Annotated in this window: 22 protein-coding genes; 4 read left to right on the forward strand and 18 right to left on the reverse strand. The window is 41.2% G+C overall.

The features are described 5' to 3' along the window. Nucleotides 1-4 precede the first annotated feature (4 nt). Complete coding sequence (locus ACNAV8_RS03385) at nucleotides 5-382, reverse strand: helix-turn-helix domain-containing protein (protein ID WP_103855502.1); 378 nt, start codon at nucleotides 380-382, stop codon at nucleotides 5-7. A gap of 143 nt (nucleotides 383-525) precedes the next feature. Here ACNAV8_RS03385 and ACNAV8_RS03390 point away from each other — a divergent pair, with 143 nt between their 5' ends. Both ACNAV8_RS03390 and ACNAV8_RS03395 read left to right on the forward strand, forming a co-directional pair. After that, entirely contained in the window at nucleotides 526-828 is a 303-nt protein-coding gene (locus ACNAV8_RS03390; RefSeq protein ID WP_415777216.1) for a hypothetical protein, read from the forward strand. Nucleotides 829-905: 77 nt separating this feature from the next. Further along, nucleotides 906-1,616 (forward strand): hypothetical protein, encoded by a 711-nt coding sequence (locus ACNAV8_RS03395; protein ID WP_411607059.1) that lies wholly within the window; start codon nucleotides 906-908, stop codon nucleotides 1,614-1,616. 125 nt (nucleotides 1,617-1,741) lie between these two features. Here the strand turns inward: ACNAV8_RS03395 and ACNAV8_RS03400 are convergent, their stop codons facing one another. From ACNAV8_RS03400 to purM, 7 genes are all read right to left on the reverse strand, one after another. Beyond that, on the reverse strand, nucleotides 1,742-2,368 hold the full coding sequence (locus ACNAV8_RS03400; RefSeq protein WP_415777232.1) for an HI_0552 family protein: 627 nt from the start codon (nucleotides 2,366-2,368) through the stop codon (nucleotides 1,742-1,744). 15 nt (nucleotides 2,369-2,383) lie between these two features. Continuing rightward, nucleotides 2,384-3,205 carry a bis(5'-nucleosyl)-tetraphosphatase (symmetrical) ApaH gene (gene apaH / locus ACNAV8_RS03405; protein ID WP_103855505.1) on the reverse strand — a complete coding sequence of 274 codons (822 nt, stop codon included), beginning with the start codon at nucleotides 3,203-3,205 and terminating at the stop codon, nucleotides 2,384-2,386. Nucleotides 3,206-3,209: 4 nt separating this feature from the next. Continuing rightward, nucleotides 3,210-4,061 (reverse strand): 16S rRNA (adenine(1518)-N(6)/adenine(1519)-N(6))-dimethyltransferase RsmA, encoded by an 852-nt coding sequence (gene rsmA / locus ACNAV8_RS03410; protein WP_103855506.1) that lies wholly within the window; start codon nucleotides 4,059-4,061, stop codon nucleotides 3,210-3,212. An 84-nt stretch (nucleotides 4,062-4,145) separates the two neighbouring features. Next, complete coding sequence (locus ACNAV8_RS03415) at nucleotides 4,146-5,090, reverse strand: peptidylprolyl isomerase (protein WP_250363526.1); 945 nt, start codon at nucleotides 5,088-5,090, stop codon at nucleotides 4,146-4,148. Between the two features lie 96 nt (nucleotides 5,091-5,186). After that, entirely contained in the window at nucleotides 5,187-5,729 is a 543-nt protein-coding gene (gene pyrR / locus ACNAV8_RS03420) for a bifunctional pyr operon transcriptional regulator/uracil phosphoribosyltransferase PyrR (RefSeq protein ID WP_103853398.1), read from the reverse strand. 142 nt (nucleotides 5,730-5,871) lie between these two features. Beyond that, nucleotides 5,872-6,510 (reverse strand): phosphoribosylglycinamide formyltransferase, encoded by a 639-nt coding sequence (gene purN / locus ACNAV8_RS03425; RefSeq protein WP_415777217.1) that lies wholly within the window; start codon nucleotides 6,508-6,510, stop codon nucleotides 5,872-5,874. Next, on the reverse strand, nucleotides 6,510-7,547 hold the full coding sequence (gene purM / locus ACNAV8_RS03430; protein ID WP_103855507.1) for a phosphoribosylformylglycinamidine cyclo-ligase: 1,038 nt from the start codon (nucleotides 7,545-7,547) through the stop codon (nucleotides 6,510-6,512). The genes purN and purM overlap by 1 nt, the downstream gene beginning before the upstream one ends. Nucleotides 7,548-7,780: 233 nt before the next feature. On the opposite strand from purM, the gene ACNAV8_RS03435 reads away from it, so the two are divergent. Beyond that, nucleotides 7,781-8,248: a surface-adhesin E family protein gene (locus ACNAV8_RS03435; RefSeq protein ID WP_103853401.1), complete on the forward strand. Its 468-nt coding sequence runs from the start codon at nucleotides 7,781-7,783 to the stop codon at nucleotides 8,246-8,248. 109 nt (nucleotides 8,249-8,357) lie between these two features. Here the strand turns inward: ACNAV8_RS03435 and ACNAV8_RS03440 are convergent, their stop codons facing one another. The 5 genes from ACNAV8_RS03440 to ACNAV8_RS03460 all read right to left on the reverse strand — a co-directional run bounded on the left by ACNAV8_RS03440 (nucleotide 8,358) and on the right by ACNAV8_RS03460 (nucleotide 13,799). Continuing rightward, nucleotides 8,358-9,083 (reverse strand): TerC family protein, encoded by a 726-nt coding sequence (locus ACNAV8_RS03440; protein ID WP_103853402.1) that lies wholly within the window; start codon nucleotides 9,081-9,083, stop codon nucleotides 8,358-8,360. A gap of 70 nt (nucleotides 9,084-9,153) precedes the next feature. After that, nucleotides 9,154-9,822 carry a DNA mismatch repair endonuclease MutH gene (mutH, locus tag ACNAV8_RS03445; RefSeq protein WP_103853403.1) on the reverse strand — a complete coding sequence of 223 codons (669 nt, stop codon included), beginning with the start codon at nucleotides 9,820-9,822 and terminating at the stop codon, nucleotides 9,154-9,156. Nucleotides 9,823-9,852: 30 nt separating this feature from the next. Further along, complete coding sequence (locus ACNAV8_RS03450; protein WP_103853404.1) at nucleotides 9,853-10,392, reverse strand: methylated-DNA--[protein]-cysteine S-methyltransferase; 540 nt, start codon at nucleotides 10,390-10,392, stop codon at nucleotides 9,853-9,855. 151 nt (nucleotides 10,393-10,543) lie between these two features. Then, on the reverse strand, nucleotides 10,544-11,890 hold the full coding sequence (locus tag ACNAV8_RS03455) for an outer membrane protein transport protein (protein ID WP_103853405.1): 1,347 nt from the start codon (nucleotides 11,888-11,890) through the stop codon (nucleotides 10,544-10,546). Between the two features lie 250 nt (nucleotides 11,891-12,140). Then, nucleotides 12,141-13,799 (reverse strand): putative transporter, encoded by a 1,659-nt coding sequence (locus ACNAV8_RS03460; RefSeq protein WP_415777218.1) that lies wholly within the window; start codon nucleotides 13,797-13,799, stop codon nucleotides 12,141-12,143. A gap of 210 nt (nucleotides 13,800-14,009) precedes the next feature. On the opposite strand from ACNAV8_RS03460, the gene ACNAV8_RS03465 reads away from it, so the two are divergent. Continuing rightward, complete coding sequence (locus ACNAV8_RS03465) at nucleotides 14,010-15,806, forward strand: ABC transporter ATP-binding protein/permease (RefSeq protein ID WP_415777219.1); 1,797 nt, start codon at nucleotides 14,010-14,012, stop codon at nucleotides 15,804-15,806. 54 nt (nucleotides 15,807-15,860) lie between these two features. On the opposite strand, the gene tolA is transcribed toward ACNAV8_RS03465, so the two are convergent. The 5 genes from tolA to ACNAV8_RS03490 form a co-directional block, all read right to left on the reverse strand. Continuing rightward, entirely contained in the window at nucleotides 15,861-16,637 is a 777-nt protein-coding gene (gene tolA, locus ACNAV8_RS03470; RefSeq protein ID WP_103855594.1) for a cell envelope integrity protein TolA, read from the reverse strand. Continuing rightward, a complete protein-coding gene (exbD, locus tag ACNAV8_RS03475; RefSeq protein WP_103853409.1) occupies nucleotides 16,638-17,024 on the reverse strand; it encodes a TonB system transport protein ExbD in 387 nt (128 codons plus the stop codon). A 9-nt stretch (nucleotides 17,025-17,033) separates the two neighbouring features. Next, nucleotides 17,034-17,480: a TonB-system energizer ExbB gene (gene exbB, locus ACNAV8_RS03480; protein ID WP_103853410.1), complete on the reverse strand. Its 447-nt coding sequence runs from the start codon at nucleotides 17,478-17,480 to the stop codon at nucleotides 17,034-17,036. Nucleotides 17,481-17,645: 165 nt separating this feature from the next. Continuing rightward, on the reverse strand, nucleotides 17,646-19,697 hold the full coding sequence (locus ACNAV8_RS03485; RefSeq protein ID WP_103855593.1) for a TonB-dependent siderophore receptor: 2,052 nt from the start codon (nucleotides 19,695-19,697) through the stop codon (nucleotides 17,646-17,648). 271 nt (nucleotides 19,698-19,968) lie between these two features. Beyond that, entirely contained in the window at nucleotides 19,969-21,249 is a 1,281-nt protein-coding gene (locus tag ACNAV8_RS03490) for an HlyC/CorC family transporter (RefSeq protein ID WP_415777220.1), read from the reverse strand. Between the last annotated feature and the right edge of the window lie 39 nt (nucleotides 21,250-21,288).

Genomic DNA, 21,288 nt, shown 5'->3' on the forward strand with positions numbered 1-21,288 from the left:
CTACTTAGGTTTTATGGATTGAATCCAGAAAATTGATTAAATTGCGTTTTTGATCATTGCTCAAATGCCCCCAATGATAATCTAAGCGCATTTTTAGGGCGTCATTACGAATAGGGACGTATTCATCTTGTAAAGAAAAAGTGAGATTTTCTGATTTGACATCGGCAAAGAACCAGCTAATTGGCGTATTCAAAATTACGGCAATATTCACAAGATGCGACACATTAATCTTAGTAACCCCACGTTCGTAGCGCGAAAACTGCTGCTGAGAAACCCCAATTTGCTCTGCCAGATTTTCCGCTGTTAGCCCCACTTCTTTTCTTCTTTGTTGAATTTTTTTACCGATCGCAGCATCAACTTCAGCGGCTATAAACTTGCTCATTCTTTTCTCCGTAATCTAATACTCTTTGAATGATATTTTTTGCCATTTATACGCTTGAGTTGATTTCTTTGATGTTGTATATTCTATATTTAACTCTCTGAGTGAGTATATCTAATTTAATACAACCAAATGGGGAAAATACAATGAAAAAAGTTTTTATGGCTACCATGATCTTAATGACAACTAGCTGTGCAATGCTTTCCTACCCTCCTATGCCCGCAGAACGCTGGTATAAACAAGGAACAAGTAATGAAGAAGCCAGAATTAGCAAGGCAAAATGTATTTATGACGTAGGGATGAATAAAGTTGCCCCAACAGAAAAAGATACATTAATCATCAGCTGTATGCAGGCAAAAGGATTCATATGGGGAGTATCTCCAGATGATAAAGAAAAATGGGAACGGAAAGTGGAAATGCTTAAAAAGCAAGGTTATCAGCTATTTTAAGATAGGAATATCATTAACTAATATGTCCCTAGCATCTTTATTATTTTATTAATAATGATAAATTTTTTGGAGAAAAAATGAATAAACTTATTTTACTGCTATTGGGTTGCCCTTTACTAATTACATCTTGTGCAACACAGGATAAAACTCCCCATAGCGAGAAGTTCGTTACTATTGATGGTAGCACCATAAATATCTATTATGGTGTGGGTAAACTAGGAGCTGAACCACAAAAGCCAACCCCCTCACAAGATAATCTTCGAGTCATAACAAGAGGACATACTGCCGCGAAAGCTGCATTCAATAGTACTTTTGGGGTGGTTCTCTGCAATCCATTTTCTTTGTTTTCGTGTAGTTGGAACGATCTTGGTTTTTCAAAAGACGAACTTGAAGGAAGCGTAACAAATATTCCCAATATAAGTCATAGCTATGCCTACCCTAAATATATTGAAGCCATAAAACAAAATATCCGTTTTTCTGCTGCTAAAGATTATTCACCTATACCAATTTATTTCTATACAAAGCCTAATTATCTTGTTTATGATGGCGATTACTTTAAATTGAAAGTAGGGTTTGAAATTTATTTGACTCATTCTAGAGTTGATGGTGCGTTTAAATGCGATGAGGAAAAAACAGGCATTACTTATGACCAATGGGTAGCCAATAATTATGCTGTAGCAATAGATGAAGGAAAAAAATTAATAGATAAATGTTTTCAACGTCTAGATAAGAATCATTTTGAGCATTTGCGCAACTTGATGGAACGAGAGAGAAAAGAGTTTTTATAATATAAAAATAAATTGAACGTTTCTTTTCTGAGAAAATGTATTTAAGAGAGGGAGCGTTCATATTTTATTTAGTGATTTATTCGCTAAAGGTGCTTTCAAAATAATAAATATATATTTTGTTAGAGTTACATTGATTCCAAATGGCATTTCTCATACAACGGCACTAACTCTCGAATGGTTTGTGCGATAAATTCCACTGCATCAATGTGATCTAACTCGGCTTTTTCAATATTTTTCCCTATACAGAAAAAATCTTCATCATTGTTGAGTAAAAAATCCTGCGCAGAAAGCGACCGCACTTTACGGAAATCGGCGTATTCGCTTTCATCACCACGCCAAAAATCAAAATCGGCATACTGAGTTTGATCCAGCTGTTCAAACCATTGGTTATATTGTTGTACATTGATTTGCGAGCGATCGGCGCGATAGCAATGCCAATCAAGGCTCACTTGTAAACGGCGGCGATTTAAAATAACCGATAAAATGGCGGCAGAATTTTTGTTAAATTCATATTTGAAATAAGCGAAAAAATGCGCCCGTACTTGCCAACCATTACACCATTTTTCAATATGGGGTTCAGCAAAAGGTGGGCCAAGGCGTTGCGCCACTTGCAAAATCGCCGTTTTCCATAAATTCCATTGCCGTTTGTAATCCGCTTTAATTTGTGGGATTTGCTCTGGGCAGAATTTTTTCATCTGGGCGAACTGAAAAAAAGGAAGATTGAATAGCTCGCAACTGGCAGAAGTAATCAGTTTTTCTTTCATAGGTTAGGTGTATTGTTTCATTGCGGGTTGAGTAAAATACTGTTTATCTTCCCAGCGTAGCATTGTCATTCGATTACCCCACACACAGCCGGTATCAAGGGCATAAATATTAGCTGGCGTAGGCGTATCCACTAAACTGGCCCAATGGCCAAAGACGATATTTTCCGTTTTGAATAGAGGATTATTAAGCCGAAACCAAGGGGTTAGCTCCGCAGGTGCTTCATCAACAGGGGCTTTGCAAGCGAAATCAAGGCGATGATCATAATAGCAAAAACGCATACGGGTAAATACGTTGATAATGTAACGTAGGCGATCGATACCCTGTAAATCAGGCGACCAGCGATCAGGCTGGTTATCATACATCTGTTCGATCATTGCATAATAATCACCGTGGCGTAGCACTTGCTCCACTTCGGCAGCACAGGCTTTTGCCGTGGCAAGATCCCAATCAGGCGAGATCCCTGCGTGAGTGAGTAAAAATCCTGCTTGTTGATTATGAATAAGCAAGGGTTGCTGGCGTAGCCAATCAATCAATTCGTGAAAATCAGGGGCGTTAAAAATGGCCTCCACGCGATCCTTGGGTTTGATTTTTTTTATGCCAAGTGCGGTGGAAATTAAGTGCAAATCGTGGTTGCCCAGCACGGTGTGCGCCGCGTTACCAAGGGATTTGACTAAACGTAAACATTCAAGGGATTTATCCCCACGCGCCACCAAATCACCCACTAAATAAAGCACATCTTGGCTCGGATCAAAGTTTACCTTTTCCAACAAAGCGTGCAATTCATCATAACAGCCTTGCAGATCGCCGACTAAGTAGGTTGCCATTGTTTTATTCCGTTTCGCTCTGTGTGTTTTCCACCACAGGGTTATCACATAGCCAGTTTGCTAATCTGGCATAATCGGCAATGGAAAGATTTTCTGCCCGCGCATTTAAATCAATCCCAAGTGCGGTGAGATTTTCCGCAGAAAATAGTGTAGAAAGTGCATTACGCAAGGTTTTACGACGTTGATTAAAGGCTTGCGTACACACGCGATTGAGCCAGTATAAATCTTTCACTGGGTGCGGAAGCGTGCTGTGTGGAATTAAACGCACTACTGCTGAATCCACTTTGGGCGCTGGTTTAAAAGCACTCGGTGGTACTTCCAATACAGGCATTACTTGGCAAAAATATTGCGCCATAATGGTTAAGCGTCCGTAAGCCTTGCTATTCGGTGCAGCGCAAAGACGTTTTACCACTTCTTTTTGTAGCATAAAGTGCATATCTTGAATTTGTTCGCAATAGTTGAACAAATGGAACATTAATGGCGTTGAAATGTTATAAGGAAGATTGCCGAAAATGCGTAATTTCTGATTTTTTTCCGCTAAATGCTCATCACGGTAAAGTTGCCCAAAATCAAACTGCATCGCATCTGTTTCAATCACATTCAACTTTTGATGTAAAAATGGGTGATGACGCAAACGTTCAGCCAAATCTCGGTCTAACTCCACAACGGTTAAATGCTCAACTTGCTCCGCAACAGGTTCTGTTAGCGCCCCCAAACCGGGGCCGATTTCTACTAAGAATTGATCTGGCTGTGGATAAATGGCTGCCACAATGCTTTGAATAATATTATCGTCTGATAAAAAGTTCTGCCCGAAACGTTTACGGGCGGTATGACCTAGATGTTTTCTTGAACTCATAATGATTTATCACTGTTAAAAAAGACACGCTATTATAAAACAAAAATCCCAGCATTGGGGCTGGGATTTCGTGATTGCTTCAAATTACTTGAAATATTTAATATTCGCAGTTTTACGCAAGGCTTTCACCCAATCTTGTGAGGCTTCGCGCAGTTGTTGATTGACTAACTGTTCATAGGCTTTTTGCATATAAGCATCACGGGTACGATCCCCTTGGCGAGTGTCAGTAACTTCTAAAATATGCCAGCCAAATTCTGTTTTAAATGGTGCAGAAATGGTGCCTTTCTTCGTGCTTTGTACCATTTTAGCAAAGGGTGGCACATAAGTTTCTGGGAAAGCAAAGCCTAAACTGCCGCCATTCGCGCCAGATAAATAATCTTTAGAATATTTTAATGCAGCATCAGCAAAGGTGGTTTTATGCGCCAAAATATCCGCACGAATTTGAGTTAATTGCGCTTTCGCTTGCGCATCATTTAATAATGGGTTTAATTTCAATAAGATATGACGAACTTGGTATTCTGTTCCAGTAACTTTTTTCTCTTTACCCTGTGCTTTCGCTTGATCAAGCAATTTTTGCCCAAGTTCTTGCACTTCTTCTCGGGTTACATCAACACTTTTACCAATCGCCTGATTGCGCACTTCCGACATTAATAATTGATTTGCGATCTGTTGGCGATACTGATGATAGTTAATGCCTTGATAATCCAATACATCAAGTAGTTGTCCGTACGTCAAGCCATTGCGTGCCGCAATATCTTCCATTACGCGATCAACTTGTGCGCTACTCACACTCACACCAGAATCTTTAATGGCTTGATTAACTAAAATATCATCAATCACCGTATTTAATGCCGCCTCGCGATTTGCTTCTGTATTGGCCTTTTTACCTAAAGCAGTACGCACTTGGCTTTCTAAAATAGGGCTTCCATTCACGGTGGCAACCACGCGTTCTACGGCAGATACATTCGCTGAAAGCGCAAATAATCCCACCAAACCTACTAAAATCGCTTTAAAGTTAAATCCTTTCATATTTTCCATTTATTAGTTCAAATTATTTTACGTTAGAGTGTCAATTTGCCAAAAGGTTCATCGATTTAGTTTGATAAAACATTTTTTACACGACGTTTATTTTGATACCAGCGCCACCTCGTAACATTGATCAAACTTCATCGTCCGAACTTGCACTTTTTCCGCACGACTGGTTGGCACATTTTTGCCGACATAATCGGCACGAATTGGCAATTCACGGTGTCCGCGATCCACAAAAATCACTAATTCCACTTTTGCCGCTCGCCCAAAATCAATTAACGCATCTAACGCCGCTCGAATGGTGCGCCCCGTGAACAACACATCATCAACCAAAATTACAATTTTATTTTGAATACTCACATAATTTGATGCGCCGCTATACACAGGCGATTGGCTTTGCGGCTCAACATATTCCAAATCATCGCGATAAAAGGTAATATCCAAATCAAGGGAAGGCAGCTCTTTACCTGTTAAATCATTAATTTTACGCTTGATTAACTCTGCAATTTCCGCCCCACGGCGCTTAATTCCGACAATAATGAGGTCATTGAGATTTTGATGTTTTTCGATGATTTCGTGCGAAATTCGAGAAATGGTTCGCATAAATCGATCTTCATCAATCAGAATTTTTTCTGCCATTTATAAATCCTAAAGAGTAACTAAGTTATGATGAATTTTCGCTACTATACCAAAAATTCACAAAAAAATGACCGCACTTAATGAAATTCTTTCTCCGACAGAATAAAGAAAAAGCACAAACTGAAGTTTGTGCTTTGTATCCTTAATCCATTGCATAACCTGCATTTGGCAGGCATTTACTATCTAAATAGGCGCTGCCATTTTGAAGCGTTAAACGATCGGTAACAAACCAATTTATCACTAAAGGATAAATTTGCTGCTCTTGATATTTCACACGCTGCTCAATATCACAGACTTCATCATCTGGAAAAATTGGCACTTTGGCTTGCAGTACAATAGCACCACCGTCCACTTCCTCATTGACAAAATGCACCGTTGTACCGTGTTCTTGATCGCCCGCTTCTAACGCGCGCTGATAAGTGTGTAAGCCCGGATATTTCGGCAACAGTGATGGGTGAATGTTGAGAATTTTGCCTGCAAAACGTTGGGTAAATTCAGCAGTTAGGATTTTCATATAACCAGCTAGCACAATTAAATCCGCACCAAGCTCAGCAATATAATCACCGATAGCCCGATCCATCGCTAGATTATCAGCGTAATCCTTGCGTTCAAAAAGTGCGGTGGGAATTTCAGCCATTTTCGCGCGCTGTAAGCCATAAGCGTTTGCTTTATTGGCGATAACAGCACAAATTTGCGCAGGAATATCCCCCGCCTTGCAAGCATCAATAATGCTTTGCAAGGTTTGCCCTTCACCAGAAATCAGTACAACAATCTTTTTCATTAACGAATAACAACCTGCTCTTCGCCTTCGCTCGCACTTTCAATGCGACCAATCTGCCACGCATTTTCGCCTGCTTGTTGCAATAATGCCAACGCGGTTTCCACTTGATCCTGTGGCAAGGCGATGATCATACCCACCCCGCAGTTGAAGGTGCGATACATTTCATAGCGATCGATATTGCCCTGCTCTTGCAACCAGTTAAAAATGGCAGGCCATTGCCAGCTTGTTTCATCAATCACGGCTTGCACATTGTGCGGTAACACGCGAGGGATATTTTCCCAGAAGCCACCGCCCGTTAAGTGAGAAATGGCGTGAACAGGCACATGTTTGATCAATTGTAAAATGGATTTAACATAAATTTTGGTTGGCGCTAACACTTGATCAGCGAAAGGCTTGCCGTCTAATTCTGCACTCGCAGGGTCGATGCCTGAACGCTCGATCACTTTGCGAATTAATGAATAACCATTGGAATGTGCGCCACTTGAGCCTAATGCGATTAACGCATCGCCCACTTTCACTTGGCTGCCGTCAATAATTTCTGACTTCTCGACCACACCCACGCAGAAGCCTGCTAAATCATAATCACCTTGATGATACATTCCCGGCATTTCTGCGGTTTCACCGCCCACTAAAGCGCAACCTGATTGTTCACAACCGTTGGCAATGCCTTTGATCACGCTGGCTGCCACATCTACGTCTAATTTGCCTGTGGCATAATAATCTAGGAAAAATAGCGGTTCTGCTCCTTGCACCACCAAATCATTAACGCACATCGCCACCAAGTCAATGCCGATGGTATCGTGTTTATTCAAATCAATGGCAAGGCGTAATTTTGTGCCAACACCGTCTGTGCCAGACACCAAAATTGGCTCTTTATACTTGCTCGGCAATGCACAAAGCGCGCCAAATCCGCCCAATCCACCAATAACTTCAGGACGCGTGGTGCGTTTAACATCGGCTTCAATTTTTTCCACTAACGCGTTGCCTGCGTTAATATCCACACCCGCATCTTTGTAACTTAATGATTGTTTGCTCACGATTTTTTCCTATATGACTTGAGTTACTGAAAATCGCGCGTATTGTAGCACGCCTACGCAATCGTTTGCGATAAATTTTATCGCGTCGCTTTATTTTCACTCTTTATGTAAAGCTGATTTTGTGGAACAGCTCACAAAATCGTCTTTTTTTGTTAGAAATCCCCATTCAAATATGCCAGAATGATTCTAACCTAATCAACGAGCGTTCTTCCTCAGAATGTAAGGAGGTCAAAATGAAAAAATTAGGTTTATTGCTTAGCGTAATGCTACTTGCCGCTTGTTCTACTACGCCTACTTCACCGCCCCCAGAAGTCAAACTCGTTCTGCCAACCTTAACCAAAGCAGGCTATTTCAAATTAGCGCCGAATGCAGAATATTATGTAGATACCCAATCGGTTTGGGTGGATAACGAAGACAAGCACTTAATTCATTTTGATGTGGTAATTAATTCGGATAAAGGCTTATTCGTGTATAAAGAGCGCCCAGAACTTTACGCGCGCTCCGTGCGTCAATACAAAATTCTTAACTGTAATACTTATCGTCTTACCCAAGTTAGAACGGATTACTACAGTGAATTTTGGGGCGATGGTATCCGCGCCGCCTTACGCAAACAACAACGACACACGGTAAAATTGCAAAAAAATTCCACCCTTTATGTGTTAGGGCAAGTGATGTGCGCCAATATGTATCGAAAATGGTAAGGCAATAAAAGTAAAATAAAAAAATTAGGGCTGGAAAAAGTTAAAAGAAGAAAAACAAAGTGTGGTGCAAATTTTCAGAATTTTTGCACCGCACTTCTTTATTCTAGCATTATGGGCGTTTAATCAAACGCTTACGCATTTTGATATTGATCATTTCTACCACCACGGAGAAGCCCATTGCGAAGTAAATGTAGCCTTTTGGAATGTGGAAATCTAAGCCTTCACCAATTAATGCCACGCCCACTAAAATCAAGAACGAAAGAGCAAGTACTTTCAGCGTTGGGTGCGATTCCACAAAATCGCCAATCGGTTTGGCTGCTAGCATCATTACGCCGACGGCAATCACAATCGCCAAAATCATCACGCCAATTTCGCTTGCCATTCCCACAGCGGTGATCACGGAATCCAGCGAGAATACAATATCTAAAATGGCAATTTGAATGAGTACGCTGAAAAAATTCACTTTTTTTGCCGCACTTTGGTCTTCGCCCTCTTCTTCTGGCGTCATTGCGTGATGAATTTCGTGGGTGCTTTTCGCCACCAAAAATAATCCGCCCACGATTAAAATAAGATCACGTCCTGAAATTTGTTGCGAGAAAACCTCAAATAACGGCTCAGTGAGTTTCATTAACCAAGAAAGGGAAAGCAACAATAAAATACGCGTAGCCATTGCCAAGCCTAAGCCGATAATTCGCCCTGATTGACGTTGTTGGGCTGGCAAACGCCCGACTAAAATACTGATAAAAATGATGTTATCAATGCCCAACACAATTTCTAATGCGGTTAGGGTAAATAAAGCCACCCAGGCTTCGGGGCTGGCGATCCAGTCAAACATAATAAGTTCCTTATAGATTAAATCTAAAGCGAACAATGATATAGATTTCTGGCTTTAATGGAAAGGAAAATCAGCCATTTTGCTGAAATTGTTGCAGGATTTCGTGGGTGAAATTTTTGCATAAATAAAAGCCGAGCGGTAAGGTGTCAATCACCTCGCCATTTCGCCCAATGCCTTTGGTTAGCGATTTACTATTTGCGCCTTTAGGGCGAAGTTGTAGCACTTCACCAAGGCGTGCGGTAATTTCATCAAGCCGACCAAATACGATATATTCCATTAATTCTTCCCAATCTTGCTGCAAACGTTGCTCTTGTTCGGGCGAGGGCTGCCATAAAATAGGCTGCCCAATATGACGTTCGGCAAGGGGAATGGTGCGTTCACCCTCAATGGGAATCCACAGCACTTTGGATAATTTATGGCGAACGTGAGAAGATTGCCAAGTGATTCCGCTATTTTGAATCAGCGGCGCAAGGCTGACGAAGGTGGTTTCAAGGGGCTTTCCTTGACGATTAATGGGAATGGTTTTGAGCTCAATGCCAAGATGGGCAAAATCTTGTTCCGCTTTGCTCCCAGCAGTTGCACCCAAGGCAGTTTCCAGCAACATTCCCACCCAGCCTTTATCCCGTTTCAAATTGGGCGGCACAGACATATTCAACTCCTTGGCGACTTCACCAAAAGTGAGTCCCGCCAGCGATCGCGCAAGGGAGAGTAGAGCTTGTTCGGAATTTGGGCTATTCATAAAGTGCGGTGCTTTTTTATCAAGTTTTTGTTAGCGTTGATACTTTTTCAATAATTTCTGTTTGACGTATTCCACGCCTTTATCCACATAAGCAATATTTTCTAACTGTAACAAATGGCGTTTGGCAGGCAATCCACCGCCAAATCCCGTTAGCTGACGTGTTTTTCCTAACACGCGATGGCAAGGAATAATGATGCTAATTGGATTACTCCCCACCGCACCACCCACGGCGCGCACCGCTTTCGGTTTGTTAATGCGATTGGCTAACTCGCCATAACTTGTGGTTTCACCATAAGCAATTTGGCAAAGCTGCTGCCAAATGCTTTGCTGAAAAGGCGTGCCTTGTGGATTCAGCGGAATCCCTGCAAAATCTTCTTTTTCACCATTAAAATAACGGGTTAATGCCGCCGAAACTTGCGCAAAGAGCGGGTGATTTTCCTGTAAAATCCATTTTGGATTTGGCGCAATTTGCTCCGCTTCTAAATCCAAATTGGTTAATTTGTTATCTTGGCTAATCATCAATAACCGCCCGATTGGTGATGAGTAGTAGCAATAATAGATCTCGCTCATTGATATCCCTCATAAAAAATTAATGAAAAACCGACCGCACTTTATCTAAATAGATGAAATGATTTCCACCATTATCGGCATGAACAAAAAAGCCTATCACAGAGGATAGGCTTATTATAGTGAAATTAGGGTAAATTCCTAGTCAGTCAAATTAGAAACTGTAATTTAGATTTAAACCGTAGAGGTTGGCACTGGATTTGGAGATATAATCCGCTTCAATTTTGATCGTGCCTTTCACATAATCTTCAGTAAAGTGAACTTTTTTACCGCGTAAGTGAGCAAAACCAAAATCAACCGAGAGATTTGGTGTAAATGCATAAGTTGCTCCTAAGCTATACCAAGTTCTGTTTGTATCAGGAATAGCTGCCGTTGCTTCGCCCGCTGCTTTGTCATAAGCAACACCCGCACGCAAGAGCAGTTGTTCATTCACTTTATAAGTACCACCTAATGCAAAGCGTGAAGCATTGCGGTAATTAAGATCCTTATGGAACGCTTCGCTTCCATTATCAAATGTTGCATGTAAGCTTTGTAAACGGCTCCATTTAGTGCGTTTGTAGCTATAATGCAATGCAAAATCATCCGTGAATTGGTGAAAGCCAGAGAACTCCCAGTAGCTAGGCAAATGTAAAGTCAGTCCACCCACTCCCGTTTGACTATTACCAATAGCGGCTCTATCTTTAAAATCAATATCAACCTTAGAATGATAAGCAAAACCAAGACGATGAGCTTCGTTAAATTCGTAAACTAAGCCCGCATTCCAACCAAGCCCCCAGGCATTTTTATCTTGTAAACGAACAACTGATGTGGTTTTCGCCATCGCGTTACTTTGTGCGGTAACCACCGCAGCAAATGATGAACGTGCCGCAGTTAAGATCTGTGAATATTTTTCTAAGGCATCATCAAGAACCCCAGCATTACGTTCAAGTTTGGCTTTTGCATAAACCGCATTTAGCCCTGCACCGAAACTTAACCCTTGTGTTACACGATATGCACCACTTAAATTTAAATTAATGGTCGTTAGATCTGTTTTTCCACCAAAAATGCCGCCATTATAATCTGAGCTATATTCGCTTTTTAAACCAAAATTAACGTTCATTCCGGCTCCAATCGCAAATTTATCGTTTATTGGCGCAACAAAATACATATTTGGTACAAATGCCCCCGGAACCACATTGTTATTAGCTAAGCTTCCTTGCGCAACCTGTGCAGAAGTAGTATTTAGAGCAGCTGTCGCGGTTACCGTACCATCAACACGAATTTTAGAATCCACATAAACCCCACCCACGCTAAATTGGTTGGTTTTAAATAAAGTCATTAAAGCTGGGTTGGTTGCCACCACAGAGGCGTTATCAGCAATGGCTGCTTCACCAGCATAGGCACGGCCTAAACCTGAGCTTGAAACTTCTGCTAATTGGAATGCTGCTGCCTGTGCACCTCCTGCAACAGCTAATAATGCAGAAGAAAGTAATGTTCTTGAAAAAATTGTTGTTTTAGTCATTTGTAACCTTTTTTCGATTAAATTGATAAAAATTGATTAGAAAAGCTGCTGGATTATAAAGAAAGCACTACACTAGTGCAAACAAATTTAGCCTAACTAATCAGAGTTCAGACCAGTTGAAAAATATAAAAAGAAAACAAAGGGATAATAAGCAGCCAGTTCATCGCAAACTTAGCTGTTATATCAAAAATAAGAATAAAAAAATGCCCAGCTAAGCCGGGCATTGATAAATTACTAAATGTGAGAAAAGTTAGAAAAAAGACCACAATAAAATGGCTAATAACTGTGGTGAGAGTATCCGCAAGAACATCACCAATGGATAAACGGTGGCGTAAGAAAGTGCGGCAATTCCGCTGTCTTCTTTAATCGCATTGGCAAAGGCAAGCGCAGGGGGATCTGTCATTGAGCCTGCAAGTAAACCACATAAAGACAGGTAGTTAAGTTTTAGGTATAAACGCGCAAACAGCCCCACCGCCATTAATGGGAAGAAGGTGATGATAATGCCATAGCCCATCCATTCAAGCCCAGAACCATTTACTAGGGTATCCACAAAGTTACCGCCTGATTTTAGCCCTACAACCGCAAGGAATAAAACAATGCCAATTTCGCGTAACGCTAAGTTAGCACTTGGTGGCATAAACCAGTAAAGTTTTCCAATGCTCCCTATTCTTGCCAAAATCAGCGCAACAACAAGCGGCCCACCAGCTAAACCCAGTTTTAGCGCCACAGAAAGGCCCGGAATATAAAAAGGAATTGAGCCGACTAACACCCCTAAGCCAATCCCAATAAAAACAGGGAGCATTTGCACTTGTTGCAATTTTTGCTGTGCGTTACCAATTAAGGCAATGGCGTTATCAATCATATCAGCGCGTCCGACAATGTGTAGCACATCACCAAATTGCAAGCTCGTATTTGCACTTGGTACAAGTTCCACCCCAGCACGGTTTAACCGAGAAATCACCACACCATATTTTTGATGAATACCCAAAGATTTAATGCGTTTTCCCAAGACTTTTTCATTGGTTACCACAATGCGCTCAGAACGAAGATCACCAGTGAGCGTTGAACGTGGCACATCCACTTCTTCACCAATCACGAGTTTCATTTTTCTTAATGTATGCGCTTCCCCTACTAAATGGAGCAAATCATCAAGAAAAATTTCGGTGTCTGCATTCGGCACGCTTACGTTATCACCACGTTTTAAGCGAGAGCAAACCACCTCTTTGCTTTCAAACCCCGGGATTTCAATTAGCGGCAAGCCGTTAAGATTTGGGTTGGTTACGCGCACATTCATTGAACGCAAACTTTCCTTATCCTGACCGCTTTCGCGTTGGAAATTGGCGTCCTCTTCTTCCACTTTTATTTTAAAAAACAACCGCACTAACCACATTGTGAGTAAAATCCCACAAATCCCAAAAGGGTAAGCTACGGCATAAGCCATACCCATATTACTGGTGGTATGGCTCATTCCCAATTCAGCAAGAATTTGTTGCCCTGCCCCTAAAGATGGAGTATTAGTTACCGCCCCAGAATAAACCCCAAGAATAATATCAAGTGGCACATCAGCGGCTTTATATAACACAACCACACTGGCTGCCCCAAGTAATACGATGAGTACCGCTAACCCATTGAGTTTTAAGCCTGATTCTCGTAATGAGGCAAAAAAACCCGGCCCTACTTGAATACCAATCGTATAAACAAATAAGATCAAGCCAAATTCTTGAATAAAATGTAGCGTATGTGCATCTAAATGCACGCCATATTGGTTGGTAAAATGGGCAACAATGATCCCCCCAAACAATACCCCCCCAATACCGAGCCCTACGCCACGAATTTTAAAATGACCGATCCATAATCCGACCACCGCAACGAGGGCTAAAATGCTAATCGTAACTGCAATATCACTCATAACAACCTCAAAAATTTAATTTAACTAAAAAAATTATAGCAATCTCCAGATAGAAAGAATAAATTAAAGTCCAAAAATTTAATCTACATCACATTTTTCTTGCTTACCGCATTAATTTCTTTAACAATCTTTGAACAAATTTCTCATTCTGCTATCTAAACAACACGATTAACTATTTTCTTTTCTATCAACTCATTACTCGGAAATATTATGAATTGGTCAGACGAATTACTAAGTTCATTTTTATGGATAATCCAAAGCCTCGTGATTACGAGCATTGTCTTCTCCCTTATCTTAGCGCTTTTAGTCAAAACAACTCGCTGGGCGCATCAATTTTGGCTTTTAGCTAAAAATTACCTTTCCCCCAAACAGAGCCTCAAACCACTCTGCTATTTTTGGGTGATCATCTTCTTTAATCTAGTTGCTGTGCGGTTAGATATTCTATTTTCTAATTGGTATAACGCAATGTACAGCGCATTACAAGAAATGAATGTCAGTGTATTCTGGCAACAAATGGTCGTATTTTCCTTGCTTGCCACTGTTCACGTGTTGAATGTGCTGTTTACCTACTACATTTCGCAACGCTTCAAAATTCAATGGCGAACTTGGCTCAATGGGCATTATGTAGAAAAATGGACAGCCAACCAAGCCTATTATAAAACCCTATATAGCCTCAATCAGCTAGACAATCCCGATCAACGTATCCAGCAAGATATTGAATCTTACATCAACAGCTCGCTCAGTTTTGCTACAGGCGTGATTTCCTCCACAGTTTCACTCATCGCATTCACCGCGATTTTGTGGAACTTATCAGGGCCAATGGAAATCGCGGGCTATGAAATCCCGCATATGATGGTATTTTTAGTGTTTATTTATGTGCTTATTACCAGTGTGATTGCCTTTAGAATTGGACGACCATTAATTAAACTCAACTTCGCTAATGAAAGGCTCAACGCAAATTACCGTTATTCCCTCATTCGCCTAAAAGAATATGCGGAAAGCATTGCCTTCTACCGTGGTGAAAAAATGGAACAACACTTATTGTTCAAACAATTCAATAAAATTATTGGAAACATCTGGCAACTGGTTTACCGCACCCTGAAATTATCTGGCTTTAACTTAGCTGTTTCACAGATCTCCGTTGTCTTCCCACTTCTTATTCAAGCGGGGCGCTACTTCAGTGAACAAATCAAACTCGGTGATTTAATGCAAACCGCCCAAGCCTTTGGCAAAGTACAAGAATCTCTTTCTTTTTATCGTAATTCTTATGATGATTTCGCGGCTTACCGTGCTGTGCTTGATCGTTTAACAGGTTTTCATAGTGCGATCAACGCAGTTAATCAACCGTCTAAAACCCAGCTTCAAGATAGCCAAGGCGAAGTGGCATTCCAAAATCTCACTATAAAACGCCCTGATGGAAAAAGCCTGATTGAAAACTTAAACCTCACCTTTCCCCTAGGCACAAGGGTACTAATTCAAGGGCAATCTGGGGTTGGAAAAACCACGCTATTACGCACCGCAGCAGGGCTTTGGCAATATTCCGAAGGCACCGTAATCTGCCCGCAACACAGCGCCCTATTTCTTTCGCAAAAACCTTATTTGCCGCAAGGTCGCTTAATTGATGCCCTTTATTATCCTGCAATGGCAAGTGAAGATTGCAATCTCGCTGCAATCCAACAAATTATGCAACAAGTTAATTTAGGACATTTAACCGATAAGCTCGAGCAAGAACAAGATTGGACGCGCGTGCTTTCTCTCGGCGAACAACAGCGCCTTGCCTTTGCCCGCTTATTATTACACAAGCCACAGGTGGCATTTCTTGACGAAGCAACAGCAAGTATGGACGAAGGATTGGAAGACGCAATGTATCAGTTATTAAAAAGCGCATTGCCAAATACCACCATAATCAGCGTAGGTCATCGCTCCACCTTACTTAAGCATCACAGATTGCATTTGCAAATTCAGGCAGATAAAAGCTGGAAATTAATCCAACCGATGGAAAATTAGGGTAAAGAAAAGTGCGGTGGAAAAACTCAATATTTTTCCACCGCACTTCATATTTTATAGAATACTAAACCGAATTGGCACGGTCATTGAAGGTGAAAGTCCTGCTGGTCTTGCGCCGATAGATTTTGTTCGGTTTACCGCCTCTAAGGCGGCTTTATCTAAATCATTATTACCAGAGGATTTTACGAGTTGAATATTACTCAACGAACCATCTGCAGCAATATTAAAACTCACTGTCGCCACCCCTTGTTTACGCATCATTTTAGCCCGTTGTGGGTAGCGTCTATGGCGTTCTATTTCTCGGCGCAATGCGCCCATATAGGCATTCTTTACATCAGAGCCAGCACTTTTACTAACAAGGTTTGGATTATTCACCGTTGCCTTGCCTAAGCTGGTTGCTGTCGCTGTGATTTTCGCTTCAGAATTCACATTGCGATCCCCTTTTTCAAGCGCCTTATTCGCCAAAGGTTTCTCTTTGAGTTGAGGTTTCTCTTTTTTCGGTTTTTCTTTCTTTTTCTCTTTCGGTTTTTCTTTCTTAATTTCTTTTGGCTTTTCCGGTTTTGGCGGTTCAGGTTTTACAATGGGATCGGGCACCGTTTCTTTTGCCACTGGCTCTGGCTCAGGTTCTGCAACAGGTTCTGGCGCGGGTTCAGGTTCTTCAACGGTCATTCCCATTAGCATTTCCATTGAAATACTGTTGTCGATCACGTCTGCTTGATACCCATTGGCGCTGCTATCGGCTTTTACAGCATAGACAATCGCCCCGATCACGGTGGCGTGAAATAGGAGAGAAAAGAAGAAGCCGAACCAAGAACGATGTTTATTTGCCATTTATTTGCCTTTTTCTTTCATTGTAACAATGGCAACATTTTTGATGTTATTTTTCGCCATTAAATCTGTCAGGCTAACAAAATCTTGGAATGTGGCTTTGGCGTCCACTTTCAGGGTCACTTTTTGATCTTTTGCCCAGCTTGCCACTTCTTTTTCCATTTGCGCTAAATCTGTCGGCTTATCGTTAAAAAAGATTTCGCCTGTTTCCGTAACGGTTAATAATTTGGCTAAATCGTCCGATTTAAACGCTACGGTGCTGCTGGCTTTTGGCACGTTCACTTGAATTTTGCCTTGCGAAATAAAAGACGCGGTGATTAAGACAATCGCCAGCAACACTAACATAATGTCAATGAAAGGGATAATATTGATTTCATCAAACTTTTTCACATTATGCCCCTAGATTTTTTGTCCGTTTAAGGCTTTCCATTTTAGGCGATTGACTTCCACTTTGCGTTGCAAGCCGTTGTAAAACACCATTGATGGAATGGCAACTAAAATCCCCACCGCCGTGGCTTTTAAGGCGAGGGAAAGGTTAAGCATAATGGCAGCGGCATCAATGTCCCCACCTGAATTTCCTAATTCATAGAAAGTTAATAAAATCCCGATAACTGTACCCAATAAACCCACATAAGGGGCATTTGAGCCAATGGTGGAAATAATAGTTAGGTTACGGTTGAGATCAATGTCTAACTCGTGGATATTGGTGTAGTGCGAAACATTCACACGGCTTAAAAAGATAAAGCGTTCAATCACGAACCATACCATAATAAAGCTCATTAAACCGAGTAAACCTAAAATAATGTAATCAACATAATGTTGTAAAAATGCGAATAATTGCGGCATTGAGAAATCCTTAACGCTGACTTCAAATAAAACGAGGCAAATTGCCCTTAATTGTTATTGAGAATGAATTTCAATTAGGTTGCAAATTGTAGCAAATTAAAAATTTGCGGTCAAAGCACAAACAAAAAATGCGGTGAAAAATCACCTCACTTTGTTTTTTCACATTTAGAATGTGTAACTCACATTCATTCGGAAATCACGCCCTGCGCCAGTTAGGCTGTTTACCCCTGCACGTTGGCTGTGGCTTTTGTAGTTCTTGTTGAACACGTTATCCACCGCAACATTAATGGTGAGATTTTCGTTTGCTTCCCAACTTGCGTAAAGATCATTGACGCCGTAACCCGGTTGTTTCACGCTGTCGCCTGAACCAGAACCACGGCTTGGTGTTCCCGTTTCACCTTCAACAAAACGTCCTTTCCAACCGATTTCAAGATTAGGTTGCTCAAATTTATAGGAAACCTCAGTCGTCCAAGTTCGCCCAGTAGCAACGGCAAATACGGTATTATCCGCCACATTGCCATAAACTTCTGGCTTGCTTTCAGCCACGCCAGCACGCAAGGTTAGCCCTGAATATTTGTAAGCTGCGCCTAATTCATAACCTTGGTTACGCAATAATGCGCCGTTGTAAATGGCGTTATTTTTTAACGACATCGCATCTTTCACTTTTTGCCAGAAGTAACTTCCGTTTAATGAGAAGCTGTCGTTCAAATCGTAGTTAAAACCAATTTCTGCATTGCGTGCTTGCTCTGCACGGATATTGCTATCCACGCTAATTGTGCCAGAGCCTGCAATCACCACTTCATATAAACGAGGGCTGCGGCTTGCATAGTTCAAGCTGGTATTCAGGCTTAAATCATCAGAAACTTGCCAAATTAAGCCCGCACTTGGGTTGAAATGCCCTTTGCTGGCTTTTTTACCATCAGAGGCCTTAAACTCAAAATAGTCGTAACGTGCGCCTGTGGTTAGGGTAACTGGCCCAATGCCCCAAATGCCTTCTACATAAAATCCAAGATCATCTTTACGTTGATTATGCGCCCCTGCGGCAAGTTGGTTTGGTTTCCCCACTTGTTTACGATAGTTTACACCGTATTTCACAAGGTGATTTTCACCAATAGCGCTGTCTAAATTTAAGTTTGCCCCAGTGGTAAGAATACGGGTTTGCCCTGTAGGTTCTTTACGCACACGTTTAGTGTGATAAACATTGGCGTTGGCTTCGGTAATAAAGCCCATATTTTTACCCGTCCACTCTAAATTGGTGGTATCTTGCGTGGTGGTGCGGTAACGTGGATTGTTGTTATCTTCATTCACAACATAGTTACCGTTTTGATCAAGGACATAGTAAGAATCATTGCCACGTCTGTCTTTCCCAGCATAAACGGAACTTAAGCTGTAACCCTTATTGCGTTGCTCTGGTGATAAGCGTGATGTAGAAATATAAGAATTGGTAAAATCAAATTCTTCACGCAATGCTCTTACGCCGTAATAGCGCTCTTGGCGATGGCTTAATACCACACGTTGATTTTCAGTAATATCCCAACCGAGTTTGGCTAATAAACCACGCTCACCTAAGGCACTGTTTTGTACAATGTCTGAGCCGTTAAGGTTTTGGTAGCCTTTACCGCCTTTGTAATTTTCTTTATGGTTCCAGTTGCCAGAAATCAAGGCATCAAATGCCCCAACTTTGCCATAAACACTTGCGCCTTGCGTATAGCCTTTATTACTGCGTACGCCACCAGTGAGCTTAAAGCCAAAATTTTGCCCCTCTCTCAATAAATCCTGCGCATCAACTGTGGTTGCAATGATTGAGCCACTGGTTGCACCAATCCCAGCACTGGCTGACCCCGCCCCTTTTTGCACATCAATACGCTTAATCAAAGCGGGATCGAGTAAAAACCGCCCTTCGTGATGGAAAGATTGTGTATCTGAATACGTATTATCCACTTTGAAATCAATTTGATCTTGCCCCATTCCACGAATAGTTACCCATTGTGATGTCCCACCATTTCCGCCACCGAAATTGATGGCTGGCTCATCAAATAATAAACCACGCAAATCCGTCTCCGTGCTACGTTCCATTTGTTTTAGGGTAACAACATTGGTTTTGCTTTTCGCCCCTGTATTTTCCGTGATGACATCAATCACACCAAGGCTTTCCGCTTGTACCGCTGTAGCAACAAGCGTAGCGAGAGGTAAAAGAACAAATTTTGCTTTTTTCATAATGAACTTCCTTTATTTCATATTGTCAAATTATTGAGAATTATTATTGTTTACTTTTGCATTTATGGTCAATAACTAAAAATTCAAAAGATAAAAATTTCTGAAACAGGAAGAAAATCCTTAAAAATTGAGAAAAATTTTGTAAAAAATCACCGCACTTTGTGAAATAAATTAGATAACGTTTAAAGATAAAAAGTAAATAAAAGGCAAAAGAAAAAGACGAAAGGCAAACTACCTTCCGTCTTTGTGATTTTATGATAGGAAAAACCGTTTATTCTGGCTGTTTTGTTGGTGAGATTTTTTCTACTTTTGCTTGTTTCACCATATTATCCGCTACTTCTAAAATAGTGATTTTTAAACCGTTGATTTCACATTCCGTGCCTTCTTCGGGGATTTCTTCCAAATGCTCTAAAATCAATCCGTTGAAAGTGCGCGCTTCGTCGGTGTCTAAATGCCAGTCAAACAATTTGTTCAGATCACGAATATTGGCAGAGCCTTCAATGATCATTGAGCCGTCAGATTGCTGAGTAACTTCTTCATCAATGGACGGGGCAGTTGACGTGGTAAATTCGCCCACGATTTCTTCCAAAATATCTTCCAAGGTGACCAAGCCTTTGATGTCGCCATATTCGTCCACCACCAAGCCAATACGCTCTTTTTTGTTGCGGAAATTCAATAATTGCGCATTAAGCGGTGTGCCTTCAGGGATAAAATAAGCCTCGTCCACCGCACGAATGAGCGTTTCTTTGCTAAATTCATTTTTGTCCAACATTAAGCGGTAAGCCTCACGCACCCGTAAGATACCCAGTACATTTTCGTCCATACTCTCTTTGTACAGCACCACTTTACTATGTGCGGAATGGTTGAGCTGACGCATAATGGCTTTCCAATCATCGTCAATGTCGATCCCGCCAATGTCGTTGCGCGGCACCATAATGTCGTCCACGGTAACTTTTTCTAAATCTAAAATAGAAAGCAACATTTCTTGGTGGGCGGAAGGAATGAAATGCCCCGATTGGTTCACAATGGCGCGTAATTCTTCGGTGCTTAGCGAGCTGGTTTTTTGCTCGTTTTTCACGCGAAATAATTTCATCAAGCCACGAATAATTAGGTTCATCAAGAACACAATGGGGCTAAAAATTTTCAGCAATGGTGTGAGAATATGGCTGGATAAAAACGCCACTCTTTCTGGATAAAGTGCGGCAATGGTTTTCGGGAAAATTTCCGCAAAGATCAACATTGCGAAAGTTAATGCCCCTGTAGCAATCGCCACGCCCATATCGCCATATAAACGCATACCAATAATGGTGGCGATGGCAGAGGCGGAAATATTCACAAGGTTATTACAGATAAGAATCAGGCTAAGTAAAATATCTGTTTTTTTCAAAAGTTTTTCTGCTTTTTTCGCCCCTTTATGCCCTTTTTCGGCTAAAAAGCGCATACGATAGCGGTTGGCGGAAAGCAAGCCTGTTTCTGAACTGGAAAAATAGGCGGATAAAATGAGTAAAATAATTAAAGTGATAAATAACGTACTAAGGGGAATACTATCCAAAATCAAGTCCTTTTATAAAACCATCGTTCTTGGGCGGCA

It is taken from the genome of Avibacterium endocarditidis, assembly GCF_965138825.1.
In the GTDB taxonomy this organism is placed as follows: Bacteria; Pseudomonadota; Gammaproteobacteria; order Enterobacterales; family Pasteurellaceae; genus Avibacterium; species Avibacterium endocarditidis.